The sequence below is a fragment of the Paraburkholderia sp. J94 genome (assembly GCF_905220285.1).
In the GTDB taxonomy this organism is placed as follows: Bacteria; Pseudomonadota; Gammaproteobacteria; order Burkholderiales; family Burkholderiaceae; genus Paraburkholderia; species Paraburkholderia tropica_A.
Map to the genome: position 1 here is coordinate 358,913 of NZ_CAJMZH010000003.1, position 26,024 is coordinate 384,936.

Genomic DNA, 26,024 nt, shown 5'->3' on the forward strand with positions numbered 1-26,024 from the left:
CAGACACACGCAGCGCGCGCGTCCCATCTTCGAAACGAGTCGATCAGATTCCGGCGAGCACGCGCAGATGCGCCACCACGCTGCGCCCGAGCGCCGAGAGGTTGTAGCCGCCTTCGAGACAGCTGACGATGCGCCCTTTCGCATGGCGATTCGCGATATCGCAGATCTGTTCGGTGATCCACGCGTAATCGTCTTCGACGAGGCCCATATTGCCGAGATCGTCCTCGCGGTGCGCATCGAAACCCGCCGAGACAAACACCATTTCCGGCTTGAATTCGTTCAGCCGCGGCAGCCACAGAATGTCGATCGCCTCGCGCACTTCCATGCCCTTGGTGCGCGCCGCCATCGGCACGTTGACCATGTTCGGCGCCTGCTGGTCGGCGCCCGAAAACGGATAGAACGGATGCTGGAAGATGCTGCACATGAGCACGCGCTCGTCGCCGGCGAAGGCCGCTTCGGTGCCGTTGCCGTGATGCACGTCGAAGTCGATGACGGCCACGCGCGAGAGGCCATGCACGTCGAGCGCGTGACGCGCGGCGATAGCCACGTTGTTGAAGAAGCAGAAGCCCATCGCGCGCGCGGGTTCGGCGTGATGGCCCGGCGGGCGCACGCTGCAGAACGCGTTTTCGTAGCGGCCCGCGAGCACGGCGTCCGTCGCGGCGACGGCCGCGCCCGCGGCGCGCAACGCGGCCTGCCACGTGTGCGGATTCATCGAGGTGTCGGGGTCGATCGCCGCGTAGCCTTCCTGCGGCGAGAGCGCGCGCAGGTAGTCGATATGCGCTTGCGTATGCACGCGCAGCAACGCCGACTCTTCGGCGAGCGGCGCGGAGCTGTCGTGCTCGATCAGCGATTCGATACGGCTCGCGATGAGCTGGTCTTCGATGGCCTGCAGGCGCGCGGGGCATTCGGGATGCCACTCGCCCATTTCGTGCAGCAGGCAGTCGGGATGCGAGAAAAAGCCGGTCGTCATGTGTCGTGCTGGCCGCCGCGCGCGCCGGGACGCACGCCGCGGGTCTCCTTCAGGTCTTTCGTCGGGGGTCGCTGCGCGGGACTGCAATCATTCCCAAACTTCTAGCCGCTGCTTTTCGTGCCGCTTTTCTGCGCCCGCATTCGAGCGCGGGCAGTCATCACGTTACCACAGCGCACCCGCGCCAATGGGCGGCCGCCGCACGCCCAGGGCCGATTCACGCAAGGTGCTCGGGTATACTGCCCGGGATTCCGTTCTCTCCTGCCCGACCTACCCGCCTCCCATGACGCTCAAGTCCGCTCTGCCTGCTTGCCGCCACGCCCGCCTTTCGTCTTTCGCCCTTGCACTGTGCGCCGCGTCGGCGTTCTGGGGCGCAGCCGCGCAGGCGCAAACGGCCTCGCCCGACGCGCTGAGCCCGCAGCACGCGCCGCTCACGCTCGCCCAGGCACAGCCGCAGACCCAGCCTCAAGTCCAGGCGCAGCCTCAAGCGCAAACGCCGCCGCAAACGCAGCCTCAAGCCGCGTCGCAAGGGCAAACGTTTGAAGAGGAAATCATCCCGCAGCGCTACGCGAACAATCCGAATGTCGATGCCTTCATCAACGACATGGTCGCGCGCTACGACTTCAACAGCGACGCGCTGCACGCGCTGTTCTCGAGCGCGAGCTATTCGGCCACGGCCGTGAAGCTCGTCACGCCCTCGCCCACGCCGAGCGCGAAGAACTGGCGCTCGTATCAGGCGCGCTTCCTCGATGCGGTGCGCATCAACGCGGGCGTGCGCTTCTGGCGCGCGAACCAGGCCACGCTGCAGCGCGCGTCCGATCAGTTCGGCGTGCCGCCCGAGGTGATCGTCGGCATCATCGGCGTGGAGACGATTTACGGGCGTTACATGGGCAACTTCCGGGTGCTCGACGCGCTCACCACGCTCGCGTTCGATTATCCCGACACGCCGAACCGCGCCGACCGCATGGCAACGTTCCGCAAGAATCTCGAGGACTATCTGGTCTGGACGCGCGACGCGCAGATCGACCCGTCGTCGGTGCTCGGTTCGTACACGGGCGCGATCGGCATTCCGCAATTCCTGCCGAGCAGCATCGTCCAGTACGCCGTCGATTACGAAGGCAACAATCACATCGATCTGCGCAACAGCACGCCGGATGCGATCGGCAGCGTCGCGAACTATCTGAACAAGAACGGCTGGGAACCGGGCCGCCCGGTGGTCTGGAAGATCGCGAAGGACGCGGGCAGCCTCGGTATCGCGCAGGCGGCCGCCGACGGCAAGCCGGAACCGCGCTGGCCGCTCGTGCAGCTGCTGCGCTCGGGCCTCGTGCTCAACGAGCCGAACATCGATATCGCGGCGGAAGGCGGCACGCCCGTCACCGTCATCGACCTGCCGACGCCTGGCCGTCCGACCGAATACATGCTCGGCCTGAAGAACTTCTACGTGCTCACGCGCTATAACCGCAGTTTCTTCTACGCGCTCGCGGTGTATCAGCTCGGCGAACGCGTGAAGGCGCAGATGCTCGCGACGCAGCCGAACGTGGGCAAAGGTCCGGCGCTGAACGACAACGGCGGCGCGCAGTAAGCATCGCGTTCAAACACCACGCAGCAAGCATCAAACAGAACGGGCGGCCTGTCGCAAACAGGCCGCCCGTTTTTATTCAGTGTGCGCGTTGAGTGCGCGAGCGATGCGCTTACGCCGGGAACACGCCCGTCGACAGATAGCGGTCGCCGCGATCGCAGATGATGAACACGATCGTCGCGTTCTCGACCTGACGCGCGATGCGCATCGCCACTTCGCACGCGCCACCCGACGAAATGCCCGCGAAAATGCCTTCGACCGAGGCGAGACGGCGCGCCATCGCTTCGGCGGCGGCCTGGCTCACGTTCTCGACGCGGTCGACGCGGCTGCGGTCGAAGATTTTCGGCATATAGGCTTCGGGCCACTTGCGGATGCCCGGAATACGCGAACCCTCTTCAGGCTGCGCGCCGACGATCTCGATCGCCGAACTCTGTTCCTTCAGATACTGCGACGTGCCCATGATGGTGCCCGTCGTACCCATCGACGACACGAAGTGCGTGATGCGCCCTTCCGTGTCGCGCCAGATTTCCGGGCCGGTGGTCTCGTAGTGCGCGAGCGGATTGTCCGGGTTCGCGAACTGGTCGAGGATGATGCCCTTGCCGTCGCGCTGCATCTGCTCGGCGAGATCGCGCGCGTATTCCATGCCGCCCTTGACCGGCGTGAGCATGATTTCCGCGCCGTAGGCGGCCATGCTCTGACGGCGCTCGACCGAGAGGTCCTCGGGCATGATCAGCACCATCTTGTAGCCGCGAATGGCCGCAGCCATCGCGAGCGCGATGCCGGTATTGCCGCTCGTGGCTTCGATCAGCGTGTCGCCGGGCTTGATGCGGCCGCGTTCCTCGGCCTTGCGGATCATCGACAGCGCCGGGCGGTCCTTCACCGAACCCGCCGGATTGTTACCTTCGAGCTTCGCCAGCACGACATTGTTGCGGGCGCGGATTTCATCGTCCGGGAGACGAACGAGCTGCACGAGCGGCGTATTGCCGATCGTGTCTTCAATAGTCTTGTAGGGCATAGTGAATGGTGAGGCGCGATGACGTGCGATTGTGCGAATACGTGTACGAATACGTGATCGTTCGATTCTAAACCACGCAGCCGGGCCTCGCCGACTAGCCCTGACATCGGTGGGGACGCGCATTGGCGCGAACGGACGCTCATACGCGCGGCGGTGGCGCAAAAAGCCCGCGGCGCGGGCCGCGGGTCAACGTCGCCGAAGCGACACCTGAAGGAATCGTCCCCCTCTTTCGAGCGGGTTCGCGCGCACCGTTGCGCACCGGCACGCGCACTACTGCAGCGTGGCCCTACTTCTTGACGGCGACCGTGGCCGGCTGCGGCGCGGCATTCTTGCCCTGCGCGCTCTGCGCACCCTTCGCGCCTTGCGCCGCAGCGGCCGCCTGCGCGTTCGCGGGCCCGACCGACAATCCTTCGGCCTGCAGACGTTCGACGGTATGGCCGCCGAGCCCCTTCACGCGATTGCCGAGATCGGATGCGTCCTTGAACGGACCGTGCGCGCCGCGCTCGTCGAGAATGGCCTTGGCGCGCGCGGGCCCGATGCCCTTGATGCCGCGCAGCGCGTCTTCATTGGCGGTATTGACGTCCACGGCCGCGAAGGCCTGGCCGAACGCGGCAACGAGCGCTGCCACGGCGAGAAGCTTCTTGAACATGCTGGATCTCCCTTGTGCCTTCGCCGGCGACCATCGCCGGCGAGGAGAATCCAGTTTAGGGAGCAACGATCCCGCGTTACACCTGGCCGGACAGCCAACGTACGTAACGATCGACACCCTCTTGCACCGTCAGGAACGGCGCGTCGTAGCCCGCTGCGCGCAGCTTCGACTGGTCGGCCTGCGTGAAGCACTGATACTTGCCGCGCAGCGCGTCCGGGAACGGGATGTACTCGATCAGGCCTTCCTTCACCTGCTCCGCGAGCGAGAGCGCCGGCTTGCCTTCGAGCGCGCGCAGCGTGTTCACCACGCTCGTCGCGATATCGTTGAACGGTTGCGCGCGGCCGCTGCCGAGATTGAAGATGCCGCTCTTTTCCGGATGATCGAAGAAGAACAGGTTCACCTTCACCACGTCTTCCACCGACACGAAATCGCGCGTCTGCTCGCCCGGCGCGTAGCCGTTGTACTCGCCGAACAGCTTCACGCGGCCTTCGGCGCGGAACTGGTTGAAGTTGTGGAACGCCACCGACGCCATGCGCGCCTTGTGCGTCTCGCGCTGGCCGTAGACGTTGAAGTAGCGGAAGCCCGCGATCTGGCTCTGCGCCTTGGGCAGCACGCGGCGGATCACCTGGTCGAACAGGAACTTCGAATAGCCGTACACGTTGAGCGGCGCTTCCACGTCGCGCTCCTCGACGAAACGGCTCGAACCACCGTAAATCGCCGCCGACGACGCATACAGGAACTGCGTGCCCTGCGCGAGACACGCGTCGAGCACCGCACGGCTGTAGCGGAAGTTGTTGTCCATCATGTAGCGGCCGTCGGTTTCCATCGTGTCCGAACAGGCGCCTTCATGGAACACCGCACGCACCTTGCCGAAGTCGCCGCGCGCGAAGCGCTCGACGAACTCGGTCTTGTCGATGTAGTCGTCGATTTCGCAATCGACGAGATTCTTGAACTTGTCGGCGCGCGTGAGGTTATCGACGGCGATGATGCGGTCTTCACCGCGTTCGTTGAGCGCCTTGACGATATTGCTGCCGATGAAGCCGGCCGCGCCGGTGACGATGAGGGTCATGGTAGTTCTGCGCAGAGGAGTTCACGCGGGACCGGCAAAACTCTCCGAAGCCGGCCCGGGGGTGCGTCCGTCACGCGGCAGCCGGCTGGCCGCCGCGCGCGGCACGTCATTGAAAGAGTTCGTCGTAATCGACGGTGGCCGTGCCGAGCTTGCCGACCACGATACCGGCGGCGCGATTCGCGAGCGCGACGCCCTGGACGAGCGAAAGGCCCGCGCCCAGCGAGACCGCGACGGTCGCGATGACGGTGTCGCCGGCGCCCGAGACATCATACACTTCGCGCGCGACAGCCGGCGCGTGCAGCACGCCCTCGTCGGAAAAGAGCGTCATACCCTCTTCCGAGCGCGTGAGCAGCAGCGCGTCGAACTGCAATTCGTGGCGCAGCTTCGTCACGCGCGCGAGCAGGTCGTCTTCCGACTTCCAGGTGCCAACGACTTCGCGCAGTTCCGCGCGGTTCGGCGTGATCACGCTCGCGCCGCGATAGCGCTCCCAGTCGTCGCCCTTCGGATCGACCAGCACGGATTTACCCGCCGCGCGCGCGGTCGAGATCATCTGCGTGACGTGCGTGAGCCCGCCCTTCGCATAGTCCGACATCAGGATCACGTCGTGCGACGGCAGCAGCGCGTCGAAGCGCGCGAGGCCCGCGAGCAGCGCCTCGTGTGCGGGCGTGTTCTCGAAGTCCACGCGCAGCAACTGCTGCTGGCGCGACAGCACGCGCAGTTTGATGGTGGTGGGCAGCGCGGGATCGCGTTCGAGATGCGCGTGCACGTTGCTCTCGCCGAGCAGCGTGACGATGCGCTCGCCCGGCTCGTCGTGGCCGACCACGCACAGCAGACCGGCCTGCGCGCCCAGCGCCGCGGCATTGCGCGCGACGTTGGCGGCGCCGCCGAGACGGTCTTCCTGGCGCTGCACGTGCACGACCGGCACGGGCGCTTCGGGCGAAATGCGGTTGACGTCGCCGAACCAGTAACGGTCGAGCATCACGTCGCCGACCACGAGCACGCGCGAGCGCGCGAACTGCTCGCGCGGCACGACCTGCACGTCGGGCGCGAGCGCGGCATTGTCGGTGATGGCGGTCATGGCGTCAGACTGCGGGCGAGTTTGCGTGTTTGACATGGGGACGCCCAATCGAGTGATAGTCGAAACCGAGCTCCGCCATCGCGTCAGGCTCGTACAGATTACGTCCGTCGAAGATGCGCGGCGCCTTCAACTGTTCCTTCAGGAACTCGAAGTCCGGCGCCTTGAACGCCGTCCATTCGGTGACGACCACGAGTGCATCGGCACCCGCGAGCGTATCGTCCTGGCTTGCCGCGAAGGTCAGGCGCGCCTGCAGTTCGGGCGCGCTCGCGAGATCGAGCGCGAACACGCGGCGTGCTTCGTCGGTGGCCACCGGATCGTAGGCCGACACCGACGCGCCACGGCGCAGCAGTTCGGCGATCAGGCGGCGGCTCGGCGCCTCGCGCATGTCGTCGGTATTCGGCTTGAACGCAAGACCCCAGACCGCGAAGCGCTTGCCCGACAGATCGTCGCCCATCGACTGGACGATCTTGCCCACGAGCACGTCCTTCTGGCCGTCGTTGACGTCCTCGACCGCTTCGAGAATGCGCAGGTTCTGGCCCGATTCCGCAGCCGTGCGGATCAGCGCCTGTACGTCCTTCGGGAAGCACGAGCCGCCGTAGCCGCAACCTGCGTACAGGAAGTGATAGCCGATGCGCGGGTCCGAACCGATGCCGCGACGCACCGACTCGATGTCGGCGCCCACGCGGTCGGCCAGGTTCGCCATTTCGTTCATGAACGAAATGCGCGTGGCGAGCATCGCATTGGCCGCGTACTTGGTGAACTCCGCCGAGCGCACGTCCATGTAAATCGTGCGTTCGTGATTGCGGTTGAACGGCGCGTAGAGGCGCTTGATCTTCTCGCGCGCGACTTCGCCGTTGGCGTCCTCGTCGATGCCGATGATGATGCGGTCCGGACGCATGAAGTCGTCCACGGCCGCGCCCTCTTTGAGGAACTCGGGGTTCGAGACCACCGAGAAGCGCTGCGCGTCGCTCGCGCCGAGGCCGCGTTTCGCCAGTTCTTCGGCGATCACGGCCTGCACGCGCTGCGCCGTGCCGACGGGCACCGTCGACTTGTCGACGATCACCTTGAAGCCGTTCATGTGGCGGCCGATGCTGCGCGCCGCTTCGAGCACGTATTGCAGGTCCGCCGAGCCGTCTTCGTCGGGCGGCGTGCCGACGGCGATGAACTGCACTTCGCCGTGCTCGACGCTCGCGGCGACGTCGGTGGAAAACGTGATGCGGCGCGCCTTGCGGTTGCGCTGGATGAGCTCGAGCAGGCCCGGCTCATGGATCGGCACGCCGCCGTTGTTCAGGATGTCGATCTTGCGCGGATCGACGTCGAGGCAGAACACGTCGTGACCGATTTCGGCAAGGCACGCCCCGGTGACGAGGCCAACATAGCCGGTACCGATAATGGTGATTTTCATACGCGCTCCGGTAACAGATTCGGATTGAGGTAATGCGTGCGCGGCGACGCGCGTCAGCTGGAAGCCGGGATCGGCTCGACGCGGCGCGGCGCGTAGGTTTCCCACCCGCTGCAGCCAGGGCACTGCCAGTAGAACAGGCGCGCCCGGAAGCCGCAGTTCTGGCAGGTGTAGCGCGGCAGGTTCTTGGTGCGCTGCTGGATCAGCTTGCGCATGAGTTCGAGTTCGCTGCGGCGCGGCTCCTCGGCCGTGGCCTGCTGCGCTTCGAGCAGACGCGTCATGCCGGCGAGATTCGGCGACTTCTGCATCTGCGTGCGCGCGAGCGTGTGCGCCGCGTCGGGGCCGCTGAGCTCCGACACATATTTATAGGCCACGTCGAGCAGATCGTTCGACGAATGGCGGTCGACCCACTCCGTGAGCAGCTGCGCGCCGTCCTGCGCGCGGCCGAGCGCCTCGTAGCCCTTCATGACCTTTTCGGCCACGAGCGGCAGATAGGCGGGATTCTGCGCTTCGACGCGCTTCCACTGCACGAGCGCCGACTCCCAGTCGTTGCTCGCCGCATCGACGTCGCCCGCGAGAATGGTCGCGCGCACGTTGTGCTCGTTCGCCTTGAGCGCGAGGCCGAGCTGGCGGCGCGCTTCGTCGGGCTTCTTCTGCTGGAGCGCTTCCTGCGCCAGTTCGCAATGGAACTGCGCGATTTCCAGATCGAGCGACGGCGCGCCCATGGTTTCCAGATGGCGCGCGGTGTCGATCGAGCGGTTCCAGTCCTTCTCGATCTCGTAGATCGTCAGCAGCGCGCGCTGCGCGCCCTGGGCATAGTCGCCCGACTTGAGCGTGCTGAAGGTTTCCTCGGCGCGATCGAGCATGCCGGCCTTCAGGAAGTCCTGACCCAGTTCGTAGAGCGCGTGGTCGCGCTCGTTCACGGGCAGGTCGGCGCGCGACAGCAGGTTTTGATGCACGCGGATCGCCCGGTCGGTTTCGCCGCGGCGGCGGAACAGGTTACCGAGCGCGAAGTGCAGTTCGACCGTTTCGGGATCGAGCTTGGCGACTTCGATGAACGCGTCGATCGCCTTGTCGGGTTGCTCGTTGAGCAGGAAATTCAGGCCGCGGAAATACGAGCGCGGCAGGTTGGCGCTTTCGGACAGCAGCGCCTTGAGGTCGTAGCGCGACGCCATCCAGCCGAGTGCGAAAGCCACGGGAATGACGAGGAGCCACCAGAAATCGAGATCCATGCGAGCGATGGTGAGAGGTAATCAAGCCGCGCCCCCAGATGGGCGCGCGGCGGCAAGTCGAATCAGATGAGCGGCGGCAGCGGCGGTTCCGCGACGACCGCAGGCGTTTCGCGCGCGGTGCGCAGCTCGCGCTTGAGGCGGCCGTTCTCCATGCGCAGCCGGAAAATCGCCGGCAGCGCGGACAGCAGACCGGCCAGCAGCCCGACCACGAAAAACGCTAGGCCGATCAGGATCAGCGGAGCCTGCCACGAATATCCGGCAAGAAAGTTCAGCGTCGCGGTTTGCGTGTTGGCGAGTGCGAGCACGAGCAGCAGCACGAACACCAGCACACGGATCACCCAGGCGATCAATCTCATGAAGGATTCTCTTGGCAGTTGAACAAACCCCGGCGCCGCGCAATTGCAACAAACACGCCACAAGCATGCCGCAACGCGTGTTGCGCCGCAGCAGCGGCGCCGCCGAAGTGTCCCGTATTGTAATGGAACGCCTCGCGCCCGCGCACGTGCGCGCGAACGCTTAACGGCGCCAAAACCGCGCAGGTACACACAAAACCGCACGCAGCACACCACGCCCCGGCATGCGCACGAAACGGACGAAAAAACGAACGAACAAAACGAACAAACAAAAAACGCGGACGAAAAAAAAGCGCCGGGCTATTAACCCCGGCGCTTTCCGGTCCATGCGTTCTGGCCATCTGGCATTGATTGCCGACAACCGCAAACACGGCAATAACTTGCAGCGCTTACAGATCGTCGTCCGGCTCGTCCGCTTTCAGCGGCTCGCCCGATCGACGGTCCACACGCTCGCGCAGCTCCTTGCCTGGCTTGAAGTGCGGCACGAACTTCTCGGGCACCAGCACTTTTTCACCCGACTTCGGGTTGCGACCGACGCGCGACGGCCGGCGGTTCAGGCCAAAGCTGCCGAAGCCTCGAATTTCGATGCGATGGCCCTTGGCAAGCGCCTCGGACATCGCATCGAGCATCGTTTTGACCGCGAAATCCGCATCCTTGAGGACAAGTTGCGGAAATCGCGTAGCCAGCTGCGCGACCAATTCAGATTTGGTCATACTTCAGCTTGCCCCCGTTTGAGGCTTACTGGTTCTGGCCGTCGAGCTTGGCCTTCAGCAGCGCGCCGAGGTTCGTCGTGCCGGTGGCGGCCGTCGTGTCCGACGACATGCTGCGCAGAGCTTCCTGCGTCTCAGCCGAATCCTTGGCCTTGATCGACAGGTTGATGCCACGCGACTTGCGATCGATGTTGATGATCATCGCGTTGACCTTGTCGCCTTCCTTCAGCACGTTGCGAGCATCTTCCACGCGGTCTTGCGCGATTTCCGAAGCACGCAGGTAGCCTTCGACGTCCGCGTTCAGCGTGATCACAGCGCCCTTGGCGTCGACCGACTTGACCACGCCGTCGACCGTCGAACCCTTGTCGTTGACAGCAACGAAGTTGCTGAACGGGTCGCCTTCGAGCTGCTTGATGCCGAGCGAGATGCGTTCCTTCTCGACGTCGATGCCCAGAACCACGGCTTCGACTTCGTCGCCCTTCTTGTACTTGCGGACGGCTTCTTCGCCGGTTTCCGACCACGACAGGTCCGAGAGGTGAACCAGACCGTCGATGCCGCCGGGCAGACCGATGAACACGCCGAAGTCGGTGATCGACTTGATCGCGCCCTGGAGCTTGTCGCCCTTCTTGAAGTTGCGGCTGAAGTCATCCCACGGATTCGGCTTGCACTGCTTCATGCCGAGCGAGATGCGGCGGCGGTCTTCGTCGATCTCGAGGACCATGACTTCGACTTCGTCGCCCAGCTGGACAACCTTCGACGGAGCAACGTTCTTGTTGGTCCAGTCCATTTCCGACACGTGAACCAGGCCTTCGATGCCCGATTCGACTTCGACGAATGCGCCGTAGTCGGTGATGTTCGTGACCTTACCGAACAGGCGCGTGCCCGACGGGTAACGGCGCGAGATGCCTTCCCACGGATCGTCGCCCAGTTGCTTGATACCGAGCGAAACGCGGTTCTTTTCCTGGTCGAACTTGAGGATCTTGGCGGTGACTTCCTGGCCAACCGACAGGACTTCCGACGGGTGACGCACGCGACGCCATGCGATGTCGGTGATGTGCAGCAGGCCGTCGATGCCGCCGAGGTCCACGAACGCGCCGTAGTCGGTGATGTTCTTGACCACGCCGTTGACGATCGCGCCTTCCTTCAGCGTTTCGAGCAGCTTTGCGCGCTCTTCGCCTTGCGTGGCTTCGATCACTGCGCGGCGCGACAGCACGACGTTGTTACGCTTGCGGTCGAGCTTGATGACGCGGAATTCGAGCGTCTTGCCTTCGTACGGCGTCGTGTCCTTGACCGGACGCGTGTCGACGAGCGAACCCGGCAGGAACGCGCGGATGCCGTTGACCATGACGGTCATGCCGCCCTTGACCTTGCCCGTGATCGTGCCGGTCACGAGTTCGTTGTTGTCGAGGGCCTTTTCCAGCGACAGCCACGAAGCGAGACGCTTCGCCTTGTCGCGCGACAGGATCGTGTCGCCGTAGCCGTTTTCCAGCGCGTCGATCGCGACGGAAACGAAATCGCCCGCCTGCACTTCCACTTCACCCGCGTCGTTCAGGAACTCTTCGAGCGGAATATAGGCTTCGGACTTGAGACCAGCGTTGACGACCACGAAGTTGTGGTCGACGCGCACGACTTCGGCGGAAATCACTTCGCCGGCGCGCATGTCCTGGCGGGTCAGCGACTCTTCGAACAGAGCCGCGAAAGATTCGGTATTCGGGGTGGAGGTTTGCAGGTCGGACATAAAAATCTGGATTTGCATGGTTCTGCTGCGCTTCCAGCCTGTCTAGGCCGGTTGGGCGTTGAGGCCGGAGCGCTTACGCTCGTGGCACAGATGCAAAAGCCATACGGGGTTAAAGGGTTTAAGACACGCCCTGCTTCCCAGCAGGGCACCACTACATTTACTGCTACTGCTGTACTGCGTTCTTTACTGCGATTTGCCTTGTGCATCATGACGCACAGGCCGCTGTTCGCTGCGCAGTTCGCTAGCTTGCTGGTACCACTGCACGACCTGTTCGACCGCCTGGTCGATGGTCAGCGCCGAGGTGTCCAGCAGCTTCGCATCCGCTGCGGGCTTGAGCGGCGCGGCCGCGCGGTTACTGTCGCGCGCGTCGCGCTCACGCAAATCCCGGAGCAAGTCATCCATATTAGCAGAAAATCCCTTCTGGATCAATTGCTTATACCGGCGGGCCGCGCGGGCCTCCACGCTGGCCGTCAGAAACACCTTCAGACCGGCTTCCGGGAAGATCACCGTGCCCATGTCGCGGCCGTCGGCAACGAGGCCAGGCAGCTTGCGGAAGGCCCGCTGACGGGCCACCAGCGCGGTGCGCACGGACGGATGCGCGGCGATCATCGAGGCGCGGTTGCCCACTTCCTCGGCGCGGATTTCATTCGAAACGTCAACGCCGTCGAGCTGGGCCATGCCCTCGCGGAACGTGATGTGGAGATCGTCGATCAGCTTGGCAAGACCGTCGGCGTCATCGGCGGCGATCGTGTAACGCATGCTCGCGAGCGCCGCCAGGCGGTACAGCGCACCGCTGTCGAGCAGGTGAAAGCCGAGATGCGCGGCGACCAGCGTGGCCACCGTGCCTTTGCCGGAAGCGGTCGGGCCATCGATCGCGATGACGGGCGTCGGATAAAAGGGACGGGTCGATTTCATTCGGCAACGAGACTCGGCTACTAAAAAATTCAGGGTTGGGCGAGCGCCAGGAAGCGCTCGAAATAATCGGGGAACGTCTTGCCGACGCACTTCGGGTCGTTAATGCGCACCGGCACGCCGCCGAGGCTCACGAGCGAGAAGCACATCGCCATGCGGTGATCGTCGTAGGTATCGATCGCCGCGTTCGGCGTGAGTTTCGCGGGCGGGCGCACGATCAGGTAATCGGGGCCCTCTTCCACGTTCGCGCCCACCTTGCGCAATTCCGTGGCCATCGCCGCGATGCGGTCGGTTTCCTTCACGCGCCAGCTCGCGATGTTGCGCAGCGTGGTCGCGCCGTCGGCGAACAGCGCGGCCACGGCGATCGTCATGGCCGCGTCGGGAATCAGGTTGAAGTCCATGTCGATGGGGTCGAGCTTGCCGTGATCGTTGCCTATCCCGCGCACCTCGATCCAGTCGTCCGCGACCGTGACGTTCGCGCCCATGCGCATGAGCGCCGCCGCGAACGCGACGTCGCCCTGGATGCTCGCGCGCCCCACGCCTTCCACGCGGATCGGGCCGCCGCCGATGGCGCCCGCGGCCAGGAAATACGACGCCGACGAGGCGTCGCCTTCCACCATGATCTTGCCCGGCGACTGGTAGCGCACGCCAGCCGGCACCTCGAAGCGATGCCAGCCGTGGCGCTCGACCTTCACGCCGAAGCGCTCCATCAGCTTGATCGTGATCTCGATGTAGGGCTTGGAAATCAGCTCGCCGTCCACTTCGACGACCGTCATGCCGCCTTCGGCGCGCACGAGCGGCAGCGTCATCAGCAGCGCGGTGAGGAACTGGCTCGACACGTCGCCGCGCACCTTGATGGGCGCCGTGACGTCGATCTGCGCCGGACGGATGCGCAGCGGCGGATAGCCCTCGTTTTCCTCGTAGTCGATCTTCGCGCCGATCTGGCGCAGGCCGTCGACCAGATCGCCGATCGGGCGCTCGTGCATGCGCGGCACGCCGTGGATGCGATAGTCGCCGCCGTTGACCGCGAGCGCCGCCGTGAGCGGACGCACCGCCGTGCCCGCGTTGCCGAGGAAGAGATCCGCGCGCACCGCCGTGAAGGCGCCGCGCGTGCCCTGCACGACGCAGGTGTCGTCTTCGCGCTTGAGCTTCACGCCGAGCTTTTCGAGCGCGCTGAGCATCACGCGCGTGTCGTCGGAGTCGAGCAGATTCGTGATCGTGGTTTCGCCTTCGGCGAGCGCCGCGAGCAGCAGCACGCGGTTCGAAATGCTTTTCGAGCCGGGCAGACGGATCGTGCCGGACGCACGGGTGAACGGTCCGAGATCGAGGTGTTCCATGACGTGTCCTGATGGTGCGGCGTGACGCGGGACTGCGCCGCGCCGCATGGCTGATGCTTGACTACTGATCGCTTTCTTTGACGCTGTTTTTACCGCTGCGTTTGCGCTTTACTTTCCGGGACCGGCTTCGGGCGCGGGCGCCGCCTGCGCGAACTTCTTTCCGCCGCGCTCCTGCCACGCCTCGCGCGCCGCGCGCGAACGCGCGAACACGGTTTCGAGCGCCGCGCCGTCGCCGGCGTCGATGGCCGCGCGCAGCTTCGCCAGCACTTCAGTGTAGGCGTCCAGCTCGGCGAGCAGCGCCGTGCGGTTCGCGAGGCAGACATCGCGCCACATTTCGGGGCTCGACGCCGCGATGCGCGTGAAGTCGCGGAATCCGCCCGCCGCGAACGAGAATTTCAGCTCGGCGTCGGGCGTATCGAGAATCTGGTCGACGAGCGCGAACGACAGCACGTGCGGCAAATGACTCACCGACGCGAACACGCGGTCGTGCTGCGCGGCGCTCATCTGGCCGATCACCGCGCCCGTGGCGCGCCACATCGCGGCGATGCGCTCCACCGCTTGCGGCGCGTTTTCCGGCAGCGGGCACAGCACGACGTTGCGGCCCACATAGAGGTCGGGCAGCGCCGCTTCGACGCCGCTCGACTCGCGGCCCGCGATCGGATGGCCCGGCACGAACTGGCCGATGCGCTCGCCAAGCGCGGCGCGCGCCGCGGCGATCACGTCGCTCTTGGTGCTGCCCGCATCGGTGATGAGGGTGTGCGGCTGAAGATGCGGCGCGATGCGTTCGAGCAGCGCCTGGGTCTGCGCGACCGGCGCGGCGATCAGCACGATGTCGGCGCCGTCGAGCGCGGCGGCGAGCGCCGCTTCGTCGTCGAGCGTCGCGGCCGCATCGATCACGCCGAGTTCGAGCGCGCGCGCGACCGAATGCGCGCGGCGGCCCACGCCGATCACCTGACCGCCGCTTTGGCCGCTGACACCGTGCGATGCGCCGCGTTCGCGCAGCCCGCGCGCGAGCGAGCCGCCGATCAGGCCGACACCGAAAATCACCAGTTTGCTAAAGGGAAACGCGCTCACGCCATCACCGGATCGAAAAAAAGTTGCGTGCTCATGCCGGCGCCAGGCTGCGTTCGAGCGCCGCGACGAAGGCGGCGTTTTCCTCGGGCAGGCCAATGGTCACGCGCAGCCACTGCGGCAAGCCGTAGCCGCCGACCGGACGCACGATCACGCCCTGTTTGAGCAAGGCGAGATTGACGCGCTCGCCCGCCTGATCGTCGTGACCGACGCGCACGAGCACGAAGTTGCCGTCCGACGGCACGTATTCGAGGCCCATGCGCTCGAACGCGGCCGTGAGCGTGCGATAGCCTTCGGCGTTGAGCGCGGCGCTCTGTTCGAGAAACGCCGCGTCGCCGAGCGCCGCGACCGCCGCGGCCTGCGCGAGCGTGTTCACGTTGAACGGCTGACGCAGACGGTTCAGCAGATCGGTCAGCGCCGGCTGCGCGATCGCAAAACCGATGCGCAGACCCGCGAGCCCGTAGGCCTTCGAGAACGTGCGCGACACCACGAGGTTCGGATAGCGGCGCACCCACGCGATCGAGTCGTAGCGCTTGTCCGCCGCGAGATATTCCGTGTAGGCCTCGTCGAGCACGACGACCACTTCGGCCGGCACCTTCGCGATGAACGCTTCGAGCGCCGCGCCGTCGATGAACGTGCCAGTCGGATTGTTAGGATTGGCAACGAAAATCAGGCGCGTGTCGTCGGCGATGGCCGCGAGCATCGCCTCGAGATCGTGGCCGTACTGCACGGCCGGCGTCACCACGTGGCGCGCGCCGAGCCCTTGCGTCGCGAGCGCGTAGACCGCGAACGAATACTGCGAATAGACGATCGACTGGCCGCGCTCCACGCAGGCATGCGCGGCGATTTCGAGAATGTCGTTGCTGCCGTTGCCGAGCGTGATCCACTCGGGCGGCACGTCGTAGCGCGCCGCGAGCGCTGCCTTCAGTTCGAACGCGTTCGAATCGGGATAACGGCCCAGTTCGGCCGCCGCCTGCGCAATGGCGCGCTGCGCCGACGCGGGCATGCCGAGCGGATTCTCGTTCGACGCGAGCTTGACGATGCGCGCCTCGTCGAGTCCGAACTCGCGGGCGACTTCGGAAATCGGCTTGCCGGCGACATACGGCGCGATCGCGCGCACATAGGAAGGGCCGAATGGCTGGGTCATGCGTGTCTCTCCAGGGCCGCTCGCGTGCGGCGGCGCGGCATCATCGACGTGACATCGACGTAAATCAGCGAAGGCGCGCCTGCGCGCGCCGCACGGGCACCCGGCGCGCTCAGCGCGAGCGCGGATACGAACCGAGAATCTTGAGGAACGCCGCCTTCTTGCCGAGCTCGTCGAGCGCGGCCGCCACGGCGGGTTCGTCGCGATGGCCTTCGAAGTCGATGTAGAAGTTGTACTCCCACGTGCCGACGCGCGCCGGACGCGACTCGAAACGCGTCATCGAGACGCCGTGGCGCGCGAGCGGTTCGAGCAGCTTGTAGACCGCGCCCGGTTCGTTCTTCACCGAGACGATCATCGAAGTCTGGTCGTGGCCCGACACGCCCGCCGGCTGCTTGCCGATCATCACGAAACGCGTGCGGTTGTGCGGATCGTCCTGGATCAGCGCGTTGGCGATCAGCAGGCCGTAATGCGTGGCTGCACGCTCGCCCGCGATGGCCGCAACGGTGGGATCTTCCGCCGCGAGACGCGCCGCTTCCGCGTTGCTCGACACGGCCTGACGCTCCAGATGCGGCGCGTTCGCCGTCAGCCAGTGCTGGCACTGCGCAAGCGCCTGCGGATGCGCGCACACGCGCGTCACGCCCGCGAGCTTGCCGCTTTGCGTCATCAGGTTGTGGTGGATCGGCAGCGCGATTTCGCCGCCGATCGCGAGCTGCGTCTGCAGGAACAGGTCGAGCGTGCGCGACACTGCGCCCTCGGTCGAATTCTCGACCGGCACGACGCCGAACTCGGCGCTGCCCGCCTCGACCGCACGGAACACCTCGTCGATCGACGGGCACGGCAGACCTTCGATCGACTGACCGAAGTAGCCGTAGACAGCCTGTTCGCTATAGGTGCCGACCGGCCCGAGAAAGGCCACCGAAATGGTCTTTTCGAGCGAGCGGCTCGCGGCCATGATCTCGCGCCAGATTGCGCTGATGTGCTCGTTGCCGAGCGGGCCCGCGCTGAGGTTCTGCAGGCGTTCGATCACCTGCAGTTCGCGCTCCGGGCGGAACACGGGCGCGTTGAAATGCTTCTTCACCTCGCCCACTTCGAGTGCGACCGAAGCGCGCTGGTTCAGGAGGGCGATGAGCTGCGCATCGATGGCGTCGATACGCTCGCGCAGCGGCTTGAGTTGGGAATTGAGTTCGTCGTCCATGCGTGAAACCGGCAATCTGAAAGGAGGCGCGCGGCATCAGCAGCGCGCGCGGCAGGCGCCGCCCGACGCGAGGTCAGGCTTTCGCCTCGAATTCCTTCATGTACTCGACCAGTGCCTGTACTGCTTCGAGCGGCACCGCGTTGTAAATCGACGCCCGCATGCCGCCGACGGACTTGTGGCCCTTCAGCTGCAGAAGCCCGCGCGCCTTCGCGCCGGCCAGGAAATCATCGTTACGTGTTTCGTCGGCGAGGAAGAACGGTACGTTCATCCGCGAGCGCGCGCGGCGCTCCACCTTGTTGATGTAGAAGCTGCTCGAGTCGATCGTGTCGTAGAGCAGCTGGGCCTTCTCGATATTGCGCGCCTCGATGGCTTCGAGGCCACCCTGGCGCTTCAACCACTTGAACACGAGCCCCGCGATGTAGATCGCGTAGGTGGGCGGCGTGTTGAACATCGAATTGTTGGCGGCGACGGTCTTCCATTCGAACGCCGACGGGCAGATGGGCATCGCGCGGTCGAGCAGGTCTTCGCGCACGATCACGACGGTGACGCCCGCCATGCCGATGTTCTTCTGCGCGCCGCCGTAGAGCACGCCGTATTTGGCGATGTCCATCGGGCGCGACAGGATGTGCGAGGACGCGTCTGCCACGAGCGGAATATCGCCCAGGTCGGGAATCTCGAAAGTCTCGACGCCGTCGATCGTCTCGTTCGTGCACAGATGCACGTAGGCTGGATCGTCGGACAGCTGCCACTCGCTCTTTTGCGGCGCATGCGTAAAGCCCGCCTCGGTGCGGCCCGTGGCGGCGATGTGCGACGCGCCGTACTTGAGCGCTTCCTTCTGCGACTTCTGCGACCACGAACCGGTGATGACGAAGTCCGCGCGCGGCTTCGCACCGAACAGGTTCAGCGGCACGATGGCGTTTTCGCCGATGCCGCCGCCTTGCAGAAAGAGGATCTGGTGGCTCGCGGGAACCTGCATCAGTTCGCGCAGATCGAGCAGCGCTTCGCTGTGGATGCGCATGAATTCCGGCCCGCGATGGCTCATTTCCATCACGCCCATGCCGCTGCCGTGCCAGTCGAGCATTTCGTCGGCGGCCTGGCGGAGCACTTCTTCCGGCAAGGCTGCCGGTCCGGCGGAGAAATTGAAGACGCGCATCGTAAGGAGATCCCGAGGCAGGCGCGGCGGCTGAGGACGCCGGGATGCGCCAGAAAAAGAAAAGGCCGTTTGCGCTGATATCGCGCAAACGGCCATTATCGCATTGTCGCCGGGAACCCGCCAACGCGGGCTCGCCGGGACGCTGCGACCGATCGCGCCCCAAACGGGCGCGACGGTGATGCTGACTTACTTGGCCGGCTTGACCGACGCGACTTCCTTGTCGGCCTGGTCGCGCGTTGCCTTGATCGACTGCGGCATGTACTTCTGCATCAGACCGTTGACGACGTCGCGGCCAACCTGGTCTTGAACCTGGATGAACTTGCGGCCGGTCGGGCTGCGGTAGAACGAGGTCAGGTCCTTGATTTCCGACGTGCTGTAGTACTTGGCGTAGGCTTCGTACTGAGCTTGCATCGCGTCCTGCTTGAACGAGTCGGTCGCGAAGACCTGGCCTGCCGAGTCAACCAGCTTCGGCACAGCGTTCTTTTGCAGCGACGGGACGGAAGCCTGCTTCTGCTTGTCCGTCATCGTCTTGTTTTCCGACAGCGCGTCCGACAGGATCGCCGGGACGAGCTGCTTGGCTTGCATCTGCGCGCTGTTGCCGATCGCGCCGACGAGCTTCTGTGCGTCGATTGCGTCGAGCAGGTCCTTGATCGCGGCTTGCTTGGCCGGATCGATCGGTGCTGCGGCAGCGGCCGGTGCCTGCTCGGGCGCCTGGTTCTGGAGCGCCTGAGCCATGGCAAACGTCGGCACGAGAGCGGCCAGCAACAAAACCTGCTTGAATCGTTTTTGCATCATTACTCCCTCAGAGAAATTAATCGAACTGCCAGCCGCGCGGATCGCGGGGCACGCCTTGCGCGCCCGCCGCCCAATCCACCCGGCGTCATTCAGCACCATCATTCAGTACCGTGGCCGCCCATCTTCGCCGTTCGGCGCCCGCGCGATTTTATACGCGAGCGCGCCGGCTGCGACACTGGACACGAAGCGGCCCGCTCGCGCGGGCCGTCCGGTACTACGGGCTCAGCCTTACTCTTCGCTTTCGCCCTCGCCTTCGGCCAGATCGCCGTCGGCGTCGGCCTCGGCGACCTGCTGCAAGCCGGAGAGCTTCGTGCCTTCGTCAAGGCTGATGAGTGTAACACCTTGCGTTGCGCGGCCCATTTCACGGATCTCCGAGACGCGCGTGCGGATCAGCACGCCCGTGTTGGTGATCAGCATGATTTGCGCTTCCTGGTCGACCAGCGTGGCCGCGACCACCTTGCCGTTACGCTCCGACGTCTGGATCGCAATCATGCCCTTCGTGCCGCGGCCATGACGCGTGTACTCCGTGATCGGAGTGCGCTTGCCATAGCCGTTCTCGGTGGCGGTGAGCACCGACTGCTGCTCGTCGCCGGCCACCAGCAACGCGATGACCTGCTGGGTCTCGTCGAGCTGCATGCCGCGCACGCCGCGTGCCTCGCGGCCCATCGGACGCACGTCGTTCTCGTCGAAGCGCACAGCCTTGCCCGCGTCGGAGAACAGCATGACGTCGTGCTGGCCGTCGGTGATGGCCGCGCCGATCAGGTAGTCGCCGTCGTCCAGGCCGACCGCAATAATACCCTTGCGCAGCGGGCGGCTGAAGGCCTCCAGCGGCGTCTTCTTGACCGTACCGAGCGCGGTCGCCATGAACACGAACTTGTCGGCCGAGAACTCCTTGACCGGCAGCACGACCGTGATCTTCTCGCCGTCCTGCAGCGGGAACATGTTGACGATCGGACGGCCGCGCGAGTTGCGCGAGCCCTGCGGCACTTCATACACCTTCACCCAGTACACACGGCCGCGGTTCGAGAAGCACAGGATGTGGTCGTGCGTGTTGGCGATGAACAGCGTGTCGATCCAGTCGTCGTCCTTCATGGACGTCGCCTGCTTGCCGCGACCGCCGCGCTTCTGGGCGCGATATTCGGACAACGGCTGCGATTTCACGTAACCCGCGTGCGACATGGTCACGACCATGTCCTGCGGCGTGATCAGATCTTCGGTGTTCAGTTCCGTGGCGTTCATCTCGATCTTCGAGCGGCGGGCGTCGCCGAATTCGCTCTTGATCGAGGTGAGTTCGTCGGAAATCATGGTCGTTACGCGCTCGGGGCGCGCAAGGATGTCGAGCAGGTCGGCAATCTGCGCCATGACTTCGCGGTACTCGCCAATGATCTTGTCCTGCTCCAGACCCGTCAGGCGTTGCAGACGCATTTGCAGGATTTCCTGCGCCTGCGTGTCGGACAGACGGTAGAGACCGTCGCCTTGCATGCCGTACAGCGGGTTGAGCCCTTCCGGACGATACGCGTCGCGGCCACCGGCCGCCGAATTCTCCTGCTCGGCGCGCTGGAGCATCTCGCGCACCAGCGACGAATCCCACGAACGGTTCATCAACTCCTGCTTCGCGATCGGCGGCGTAGGCGCGGCCTTGATGATCCCGATGAAATCGTCGATGTTCGCGAGCGCGACCGCGAGGCCTTCGAGCACGTGGCCGCGTTCGCGGGCCTTGCGCAGTTCGTAGACCGTGCGACGCGTGAGCACTTCGCGGCGGTGCGACAGGAAATGATCGAGCATTTCCTTGAGGTTCAGCAGCTTCGGCTGGTTGTCCACCAGCGCGACCATGTTCATGCCGAACGTGTCCTGCAGCTGCGTCGCCTTGTAGAGGTTATTGAGAATGACCTCGGGCACTTCGCCGCGCTTGAGCTCGATCACGACGCGCATGCCGCTCTTGTCGGATTCGTCGCGAATGTCGGAAATGCCTTCGAGCTTCTTCTCGTTGACCAGCTCGGCGATGCGCTCCAGCAGCGAACGCTTGTTCACCTGGTACGGCAGTTCGTCGACGATGATCGCCATGCGTTGACCGCGATCAATCTCTTCGAAGTGCGTGGCGGCACGCATCACGACGCGGCCGCGGCCCGTGCGATAGCCGTCGCGCACACCGGCGACGCCATAGATGATGCCGGCGGTCGGGAAATCCGGTGCCGGGATGATTTCGATCAGCTCGTCGATCGTGGCCTGCGGATTCTTCAGCAGATGCTGACAAGCATCGACCACTTCGTTGAGGTTGTGCGGCGGGATGTTCGTGGCCATGCCGACCGCGATACCCGACGAACCATTGATCAGCAGATTCGGAATGCGCGCGGGCAGGATCTGCGGCTCGCTTTCGCTACCGTCGTAGTTCGGCCCGAAGTCGACGGTTTCCTTGTCGATGTCGGCGAGCAGTTCGTGGCCGATCTTCGCCATGCGGATTTCGGTGTAACGCATGGCCGCGGCGTTGTCGCCGTCGATCGAACCGAAGTTGCCCTGGCCGTCGACCAGCATGTAGCGCAGCGAGAAGCTCTGCGCCATACGCACGATGGTGTCGTACACCGCCGTGTCGCCGTGAGGATGGTATTTACCGATGACGTCGCCGACGATACGTGCCGACTTCTTGTACGCGCGGTTCCAGTCGTTGTTCAACTCGTGCATCGCGTACAGCACGCGCCGGTGCACGGGCTTGAGGCCGTCTCGCACATCCGGCAGCGCCCGCCCGACGATCACGCTCATCGCGTAATCGAGATACGAGCGGCGCATTTCCTCCTCGAGGGAGATAGGCAGAGTCTCTTTGGCGAATTGATCCATTATCGATGTCGTTATCGGGCACGCGCGATGCTAGGGCCTCACCTGCCAAACCTGACGGGCCTGGCGGCCTGACCGCATCGCAACACGCCCTTGCTGTCGCATGGACGCCGCAGACGCAGCGCAATCTTCCGATTCTATCATGCGCGGCAGCCCCGCCCGCCGACTCGAAGCGCTCCACGTATACCTATTAGAGGGGTGACCCGGAACGGCTCAAAACGGCGCTAATGGGATCGAGCGATTGGACGCACCCGGAACGGGCACGCAGCGATGGGAACGTGCGGGAACCAGGCGTGCATTCGACATGTCGCGGACGGCGCACCGGTGTCATCGTTCACGTCACACGAAACGCACGTTTGCGTCATATGACCGACAATGCGCAGCGCTGCTGCGAATGATTCGCAGCGAAAGAATCGTTGTCATTGGAACGCGGAAATTGCCGCGCGGCAGATGAGCGATTCGGCCGATTTGCCCACCTCCAAGCGGTTTTCCGTGGCGACACGACACCGCGCGACAGGTGGCCTATTTCGAGACACACTGACAGGCAGATAACCAGGCACACTACCAGGAGATTCGTCGGGAACTTTTTGTTGCGGGTGTACCACATTCGACGAGCCGCAATGAAAGGGGCGGATTTTTTTTATCGTTGGAAGGGAACGATATGGCAAAATGCCAACGCACAAAGTTAGACACCGCTCGAAGTCTACACAAGACGTGCCCCACAACGTGCCAATGTTATACTTCGAGCAATGTATGACTTGTCTTCGTCATATGGCTCGCAGTAAACCTGCGGTAATCTCAATTTCGAGAGGAGAAATATGAATAACTTTTCAAAGCTCGCGTTCATTGCAGCTACCGCAGTAGTCGCTGCAAGCGCACAGGCACAATCGGTGCCGGCGTCGCGACAAGCCGTCAATGACAACTGGGTGAACGGCACGGGCGAATACGTCTGGATGAACGGCACGAACGAACTGTGCTGGCGCGACGCGTTCTGGACGCCGGCCACGGCTAACGCCAAGTGCGATGGCGCACTGGTCGCCCAGGCACCGCAGCCGCCGGTCGCTCCGCCGCCGCCGGCTATCACGAGCCAAAAGATCACGTATCAAGCCGACGCTCTGTTCGACTTCGACAAGGCTATCCTGAAGCCGGCTGGCAAGGAAAAGCTGGACGATCTGGCAGGCAAGATCCAGGCTCTGAACCTCGAAGTCGTCGTTGCGACGGGCTACACGGACCGCATCGGTTCGGCTGCCTACAACGACCGTCTGTCGCTGCGCCGTGCGCAAGCCGTCAAGTCGTACCTGGTCAGCAAGGGCGTCCCGGCAGAGCGTATCTACACGGAAGGCAAGGGCAAGCGCAACCCGGTTACGACTGGCTGCAACCAGAAGAACCGCAAGCAGCTGATCTCGTGCCTCGCACCGGATCGCCGCGTGGAAGTCGAAGTCGTCGGCACGCAAAAGCAGTAATCGCGAGCTACGGCTACACGACTCAAAAAGCCCCGCCTCGGCGGGGCTTTTTTTATTTCTGCGCCGCCAAAGTACGCCTTACAGGTCCCGATCTGCGTGCAACGCGCAGCGAAGCCGCACGCAACACGTACAACCCGCGCGCCGCCCCACGGCCGATGTTTCGCCCCCGCTTCTGCCCCCGAGTTTTGCCCCCTTCGGCCCTCGCCTATATACTCGGGGTTTGTTTTCACCCACCTTCTACCGCGCCCCAGGCCGCTTCGACATGACCAACGCCGATCCCCACGAACTACAGAAATTCAGCGATCTCGCTCATCGCTGGTGGGACCCGAATGCGGAGTTCAAGCCGCTGCACGAGCTGAACCCCATTCGTCTCGGCTGGATCGACAGCCACGCGCACCTGCCGTCCAAGCGCGTGCTCGACATCGGTTGCGGCGGCGGCATTCTGTCGGAGTCGATGGCCGGTCTCGGCGCGAACGTCAAAGGCATCGACCTGTCGAGCGAAGCGCTGGGTGTCGCCGATCTGCACAGTCTTGAAAGCGGGATCACGGTGGAATACGAGGAGATCGCAGCAGAAGCGATCGCGGCGCGCGAGCCCGCCTCGTTCGACGTGGTCACCTGCATGGAAATGCTCGAGCACGTGCCCGAGCCGCTGAGCGTGGTCAAAGCCTGCGCGACGCTCGTGAAGCCGGGCGGCTGGGTGTTCTTCTCGACGCTCAACCGCAACGTGAAGTCCTACCTGCTCGCCGTGATCGGCGCGGAATACATCGCGCAGATGCTGCCCAAGGGCACGCACGATTACGCGCGCTTCATCCGTCCCTCCGAGCTCGCGGGCTTCGTGCGCCAGGCCGGGCTGAACGCGGTCGAGATCAAGGGCATCACCTACAACCCGATCACGCGCCACTTCGCGCTCTCGAACGATTCCAGCGTCAATTACATGATCGCCTGCCGGCGCGAAGCCTGACGCGGCGCGCCCGTCACTTTCCGACATGACCCAGACTCCGCTTGATACGCCGTCCGCGCTGCGTGACGTTGCGGCGCTCGCCGCCTGCGACGCCGTGCTGTTCGACTTCGACGGCACGCTCGCCGACACGGCGCCCGACCTCGCCGCCGCCGTCAACCAGATCCGCCACGCGCGCGGCCTCGCGCCCACGCCCTATGAGAAGCTGCGTCCGCTCGCCTCCGCGGGTGCACGGGGCCTGATCGGCGGCGCCTTCGGCATCGGTCCCGACGACCCCGAGTTCGCGGCGATGCGCGAGGAATTTCTCGCCAACTATGCGGCCAACCTGCGCGTGAAAACGGCGCTGTTCCCCGGCATCGACGCCGTACTCGACGACCTCGACGCGCGCGGCGTGCGCTGGGGCATCGTGACCAACAAGGTCGCGCGGCTGACCGATCCGCTCGTGAAGCTGATGCATCTCGACACGCGCGCGGCCTGCGTCGTGAGCGGCGACACCACGCCCTACTCCAAGCCGCATCCGGCCCCGCTGCTGCATGCGGCCGAGGCGCTCGGCATCGCGCCGCAACGCGTGGTGTATGTCGGCGACGACCTGCGCGACGTGCAGGCGGGCCACGCCGCCGGCATGGCGACGATCGCCGCCGCCTACGGCTACTGCGGCAACGTCGAGCCGCCCGCGCAGTGGAACGCCGACTATCTGGCCGACACGGCCGAGACCCTGCTCGCCCTGCTGCGCCCGGTGGGCAACCGCGCCTGAGTGGCCCTGCCTGAGCGACGCTGCCTGAGCGGCCCTGCCCGACCAGCCGCGCGGACCGCAACTGACGCGCCGCAACACGTTCGCCGCCGCCGCGCCCCTTGAAAAGGGCGCGGTTCGCCTCATCTCGCGAACTATGGGATAATTGATCCTTCCTCTGGGGCCGACCTGGTTTCGACAGGGGTTATGAAGTAGGCAGGGCATGCCGAGGACCCGTCACCTCGTTAATCAATGGGAAAAACGTAACTGCAAACGACGAAACGTTCGCACTGGCAGCCTAAGGGCCGCCGTCCTCTGCCTGGCTCACTGACGGGCTAGTGTCGCAAGACCGGTAGCAATACCGCCAGAGGTCATATACGTCAGTTAAGCTCTGTCGGCGTCACGACGCCAGAGTCGAAAATTTAGTGAATCGCCGTAGCGCAGCGTGTTCGTCCGCGTCGCTCCGGTTAAATCAAAAGACAGAACTACGCATGTAGAACTGTTTATGGACTGCTTCTGGACGCGGGTTCGATTCCCGCCGGCTCCACCAAAATTTCTGCGCAGCAAATAAAAAACTCGCGAAAGCTTTTACAAGCTTCGCGAGTTTTTTGTTTTTGCACCGCAATAATCTGCGATAAATCAAAA

At 64.6% G+C, this 26,024-nt stretch carries 22 protein-coding genes and 1 other RNA gene; 5 read left to right on the plus strand and 18 right to left on the minus strand.

What is annotated here, in order from left to right:
- Positions 1–43: 43 nt before the first annotated feature.
- Positions 44–970, minus strand: a complete 927-nt coding sequence (locus tag U4Y88_RS07890; RefSeq protein WP_310631439.1) for a histone deacetylase family protein — start codon at positions 968–970, stop codon at positions 44–46.
- A 280-nt stretch (positions 971–1,250) separates the two neighbouring features.
- Here U4Y88_RS07890 and mltB point away from each other — a divergent pair, with 280 nt between their 5' ends.
- Positions 1,251–2,549, plus strand: a complete 1,299-nt coding sequence (mltB, locus tag U4Y88_RS07895) for a lytic murein transglycosylase B (RefSeq protein ID WP_310631440.1) — start codon at positions 1,251–1,253, stop codon at positions 2,547–2,549.
- Positions 2,550–2,658: 109 nt separating this feature from the next.
- On the opposite strand, the gene cysM is transcribed toward mltB, so the two are convergent.
- The 17 genes from cysM to gyrA all read right to left on the minus strand — a co-directional run bounded on the left by cysM (position 2,659) and on the right by gyrA (position 22,231).
- Entirely contained in the window at positions 2,659–3,561 is a 903-nt protein-coding gene (cysM, locus tag U4Y88_RS07900) for a cysteine synthase CysM (protein WP_224013008.1), read from the minus strand.
- 286 nt (positions 3,562–3,847) lie between these two features.
- Positions 3,848–4,210 carry a ComEA family DNA-binding protein gene (locus U4Y88_RS07905; protein WP_321783260.1) on the minus strand — a complete coding sequence of 121 codons (363 nt, stop codon included), beginning with the start codon at positions 4,208–4,210 and terminating at the stop codon, positions 3,848–3,850.
- A 76-nt stretch (positions 4,211–4,286) separates the two neighbouring features.
- Positions 4,287–5,279 (minus strand): ADP-glyceromanno-heptose 6-epimerase, encoded by a 993-nt coding sequence (gene rfaD, locus U4Y88_RS07910; RefSeq protein ID WP_205992223.1) that lies wholly within the window; start codon positions 5,277–5,279, stop codon positions 4,287–4,289.
- A gap of 106 nt (positions 5,280–5,385) precedes the next feature.
- Positions 5,386–6,357 (minus strand): D-glycero-beta-D-manno-heptose-7-phosphate kinase, encoded by a 972-nt coding sequence (gene rfaE1, locus U4Y88_RS07915; protein ID WP_224012224.1) that lies wholly within the window; start codon positions 6,355–6,357, stop codon positions 5,386–5,388.
- A 4-nt stretch (positions 6,358–6,361) separates the two neighbouring features.
- A complete protein-coding gene (locus tag U4Y88_RS07920) occupies positions 6,362–7,762 on the minus strand; it encodes a UDP-glucose/GDP-mannose dehydrogenase family protein (protein ID WP_321783262.1) in 1,401 nt (466 codons plus the stop codon).
- Between the two features lie 53 nt (positions 7,763–7,815).
- Positions 7,816–8,991, minus strand: a complete 1,176-nt coding sequence (lapB, locus tag U4Y88_RS07925; RefSeq protein WP_224012222.1) for a lipopolysaccharide assembly protein LapB — start codon at positions 8,989–8,991, stop codon at positions 7,816–7,818.
- 62 nt (positions 8,992–9,053) lie between these two features.
- On the minus strand, positions 9,054–9,347 hold the full coding sequence (locus U4Y88_RS07930; protein ID WP_065058283.1) for a lipopolysaccharide assembly protein LapA domain-containing protein: 294 nt from the start codon (positions 9,345–9,347) through the stop codon (positions 9,054–9,056).
- A 386-nt stretch (positions 9,348–9,733) separates the two neighbouring features.
- Complete coding sequence (locus U4Y88_RS07935; RefSeq protein ID WP_028226806.1) at positions 9,734–10,057, minus strand: integration host factor subunit beta; 324 nt, start codon at positions 10,055–10,057, stop codon at positions 9,734–9,736.
- A 25-nt stretch (positions 10,058–10,082) separates the two neighbouring features.
- Complete coding sequence (rpsA, locus tag U4Y88_RS07940; protein ID WP_224012221.1) at positions 10,083–11,810, minus strand: 30S ribosomal protein S1; 1,728 nt, start codon at positions 11,808–11,810, stop codon at positions 10,083–10,085.
- 165 nt (positions 11,811–11,975) lie between these two features.
- Positions 11,976–12,707 carry a (d)CMP kinase gene (cmk, locus tag U4Y88_RS07945; RefSeq protein WP_224012220.1) on the minus strand — a complete coding sequence of 244 codons (732 nt, stop codon included), beginning with the start codon at positions 12,705–12,707 and terminating at the stop codon, positions 11,976–11,978.
- 29 nt (positions 12,708–12,736) lie between these two features.
- Positions 12,737–14,041, minus strand: coding sequence for a 3-phosphoshikimate 1-carboxyvinyltransferase (aroA, locus tag U4Y88_RS07950; RefSeq protein ID WP_224012219.1), 1,305 nt, complete (start codon positions 14,039–14,041; stop codon positions 12,737–12,739).
- A gap of 108 nt (positions 14,042–14,149) precedes the next feature.
- On the minus strand, positions 14,150–15,115 hold the full coding sequence (locus U4Y88_RS07955; RefSeq protein ID WP_321783264.1) for a prephenate dehydrogenase: 966 nt from the start codon (positions 15,113–15,115) through the stop codon (positions 14,150–14,152).
- A gap of 31 nt (positions 15,116–15,146) precedes the next feature.
- Complete coding sequence (hisC, locus tag U4Y88_RS07960) at positions 15,147–16,259, minus strand: histidinol-phosphate transaminase (protein ID WP_321783265.1); 1,113 nt, start codon at positions 16,257–16,259, stop codon at positions 15,147–15,149.
- 109 nt (positions 16,260–16,368) lie between these two features.
- On the minus strand, positions 16,369–17,451 hold the full coding sequence (gene pheA / locus U4Y88_RS07965) for a prephenate dehydratase (RefSeq protein WP_224012216.1): 1,083 nt from the start codon (positions 17,449–17,451) through the stop codon (positions 16,369–16,371).
- Between the two features lie 73 nt (positions 17,452–17,524).
- Complete coding sequence (gene serC, locus U4Y88_RS07970) at positions 17,525–18,604, minus strand: 3-phosphoserine/phosphohydroxythreonine transaminase (protein ID WP_224012215.1); 1,080 nt, start codon at positions 18,602–18,604, stop codon at positions 17,525–17,527.
- A 186-nt stretch (positions 18,605–18,790) separates the two neighbouring features.
- Entirely contained in the window at positions 18,791–19,396 is a 606-nt protein-coding gene (locus U4Y88_RS07975) for a DUF2059 domain-containing protein (protein WP_065058310.1), read from the minus strand.
- Between the two features lie 231 nt (positions 19,397–19,627).
- The gene (gene gyrA / locus U4Y88_RS07980; RefSeq protein WP_224012214.1) at positions 19,628–22,231 is read right to left on the minus strand and encodes a DNA gyrase subunit A; all 2,604 of its coding nucleotides are present in this window, start codon (positions 22,229–22,231) and stop codon (positions 19,628–19,630) included.
- Between the two features lie 815 nt (positions 22,232–23,046).
- Between gyrA and ompA the strand changes: the two genes are divergently transcribed.
- The 4 genes from ompA to ssrA all read left to right on the plus strand — a co-directional run bounded on the left by ompA (position 23,047) and on the right by ssrA (position 25,929).
- Positions 23,047–23,691: an outer membrane protein OmpA gene (gene ompA, locus U4Y88_RS07985; RefSeq protein ID WP_065058274.1), complete on the plus strand. Its 645-nt coding sequence runs from the start codon at positions 23,047–23,049 to the stop codon at positions 23,689–23,691.
- 262 nt (positions 23,692–23,953) lie between these two features.
- Positions 23,954–24,652 (plus strand): bifunctional 2-polyprenyl-6-hydroxyphenol methylase/3-demethylubiquinol 3-O-methyltransferase UbiG, encoded by a 699-nt coding sequence (gene ubiG / locus U4Y88_RS07990; protein WP_224012213.1) that lies wholly within the window; start codon positions 23,954–23,956, stop codon positions 24,650–24,652.
- A 25-nt stretch (positions 24,653–24,677) separates the two neighbouring features.
- A complete protein-coding gene (gene gph / locus U4Y88_RS07995; protein WP_321783267.1) occupies positions 24,678–25,403 on the plus strand; it encodes a phosphoglycolate phosphatase in 726 nt (241 codons plus the stop codon).
- A gap of 156 nt (positions 25,404–25,559) precedes the next feature.
- Positions 25,560–25,929: a transfer-messenger RNA gene (gene ssrA, locus U4Y88_RS08000) on the plus strand.
- Positions 25,930–26,024 lie beyond the last annotated feature (95 nt).

Excerpts from the sequence above, each read along its gene's own strand:
- rpsA (WP_224012221.1), bottom strand. The coding sequence starts at position 11,810 with ATGCAAATCCAGATTTTTATGTCCGACCTGCAAACCTCCACCCCGAAT.
- mltB (WP_310631440.1), top strand. The coding sequence starts at position 1,251 with ATGACGCTCAAGTCCGCTCTGCCTGCTTGCCGCCACGCCCGCCTTTCG.
- U4Y88_RS07935 (WP_028226806.1), bottom strand. The coding sequence starts at position 10,057 with ATGACCAAATCTGAATTGGTCGCGCAGCTGGCTACGCGATTTCCGCAA.
- U4Y88_RS07890 (WP_310631439.1), bottom strand. The coding sequence starts at position 970 with ATGACGACCGGCTTTTTCTCGCATCCCGACTGCCTGCTGCACGAAATG.
- rfaE1 (WP_224012224.1), bottom strand. The coding sequence starts at position 6,357 with ATGACCGCCATCACCGACAATGCCGCGCTCGCGCCCGACGTGCAGGTC.
- U4Y88_RS07930 (WP_065058283.1), bottom strand. The coding sequence starts at position 9,347 with ATGAGATTGATCGCCTGGGTGATCCGTGTGCTGGTGTTCGTGCTGCTG.
- U4Y88_RS07920 (WP_321783262.1), bottom strand. The coding sequence starts at position 7,762 with ATGAAAATCACCATTATCGGTACCGGCTATGTTGGCCTCGTCACCGGG.
- ompA (WP_065058274.1), top strand. The coding sequence starts at position 23,047 with ATGAATAACTTTTCAAAGCTCGCGTTCATTGCAGCTACCGCAGTAGTC.
- U4Y88_RS07905 (WP_321783260.1), bottom strand. The coding sequence starts at position 4,210 with ATGTTCAAGAAGCTTCTCGCCGTGGCAGCGCTCGTTGCCGCGTTCGGC.
- U4Y88_RS07975 (WP_065058310.1), bottom strand. The coding sequence starts at position 19,396 with ATGCAAAAACGATTCAAGCAGGTTTTGTTGCTGGCCGCTCTCGTGCCG.
- rfaD (WP_205992223.1), bottom strand. The coding sequence starts at position 5,279 with ATGACCCTCATCGTCACCGGCGCGGCCGGCTTCATCGGCAGCAATATC.
- gph (WP_321783267.1), top strand. The coding sequence starts at position 24,678 with ATGACCCAGACTCCGCTTGATACGCCGTCCGCGCTGCGTGACGTTGCG.
- gyrA (WP_224012214.1), bottom strand. The coding sequence starts at position 22,231 with ATGGATCAATTCGCCAAAGAGACTCTGCCTATCTCCCTCGAGGAGGAA.
- pheA (WP_224012216.1), bottom strand. The coding sequence starts at position 17,451 with ATGGACGACGAACTCAATTCCCAACTCAAGCCGCTGCGCGAGCGTATC.
- ubiG (WP_224012213.1), top strand. The coding sequence starts at position 23,954 with ATGACCAACGCCGATCCCCACGAACTACAGAAATTCAGCGATCTCGCT.
- hisC (WP_321783265.1), bottom strand. The coding sequence starts at position 16,259 with ATGACCCAGCCATTCGGCCCTTCCTATGTGCGCGCGATCGCGCCGTAT.
- aroA (WP_224012219.1), bottom strand. The coding sequence starts at position 14,041 with ATGGAACACCTCGATCTCGGACCGTTCACCCGTGCGTCCGGCACGATC.
- serC (WP_224012215.1), bottom strand. The coding sequence starts at position 18,604 with ATGCGCGTCTTCAATTTCTCCGCCGGACCGGCAGCCTTGCCGGAAGAA.
- cysM (WP_224013008.1), bottom strand. The coding sequence starts at position 3,561 with ATGCCCTACAAGACTATTGAAGACACGATCGGCAATACGCCGCTCGTG.
- cmk (WP_224012220.1), bottom strand. The coding sequence starts at position 12,707 with ATGAAATCGACCCGTCCCTTTTATCCGACGCCCGTCATCGCGATCGAT.
- lapB (WP_224012222.1), bottom strand. The coding sequence starts at position 8,991 with ATGGATCTCGATTTCTGGTGGCTCCTCGTCATTCCCGTGGCTTTCGCA.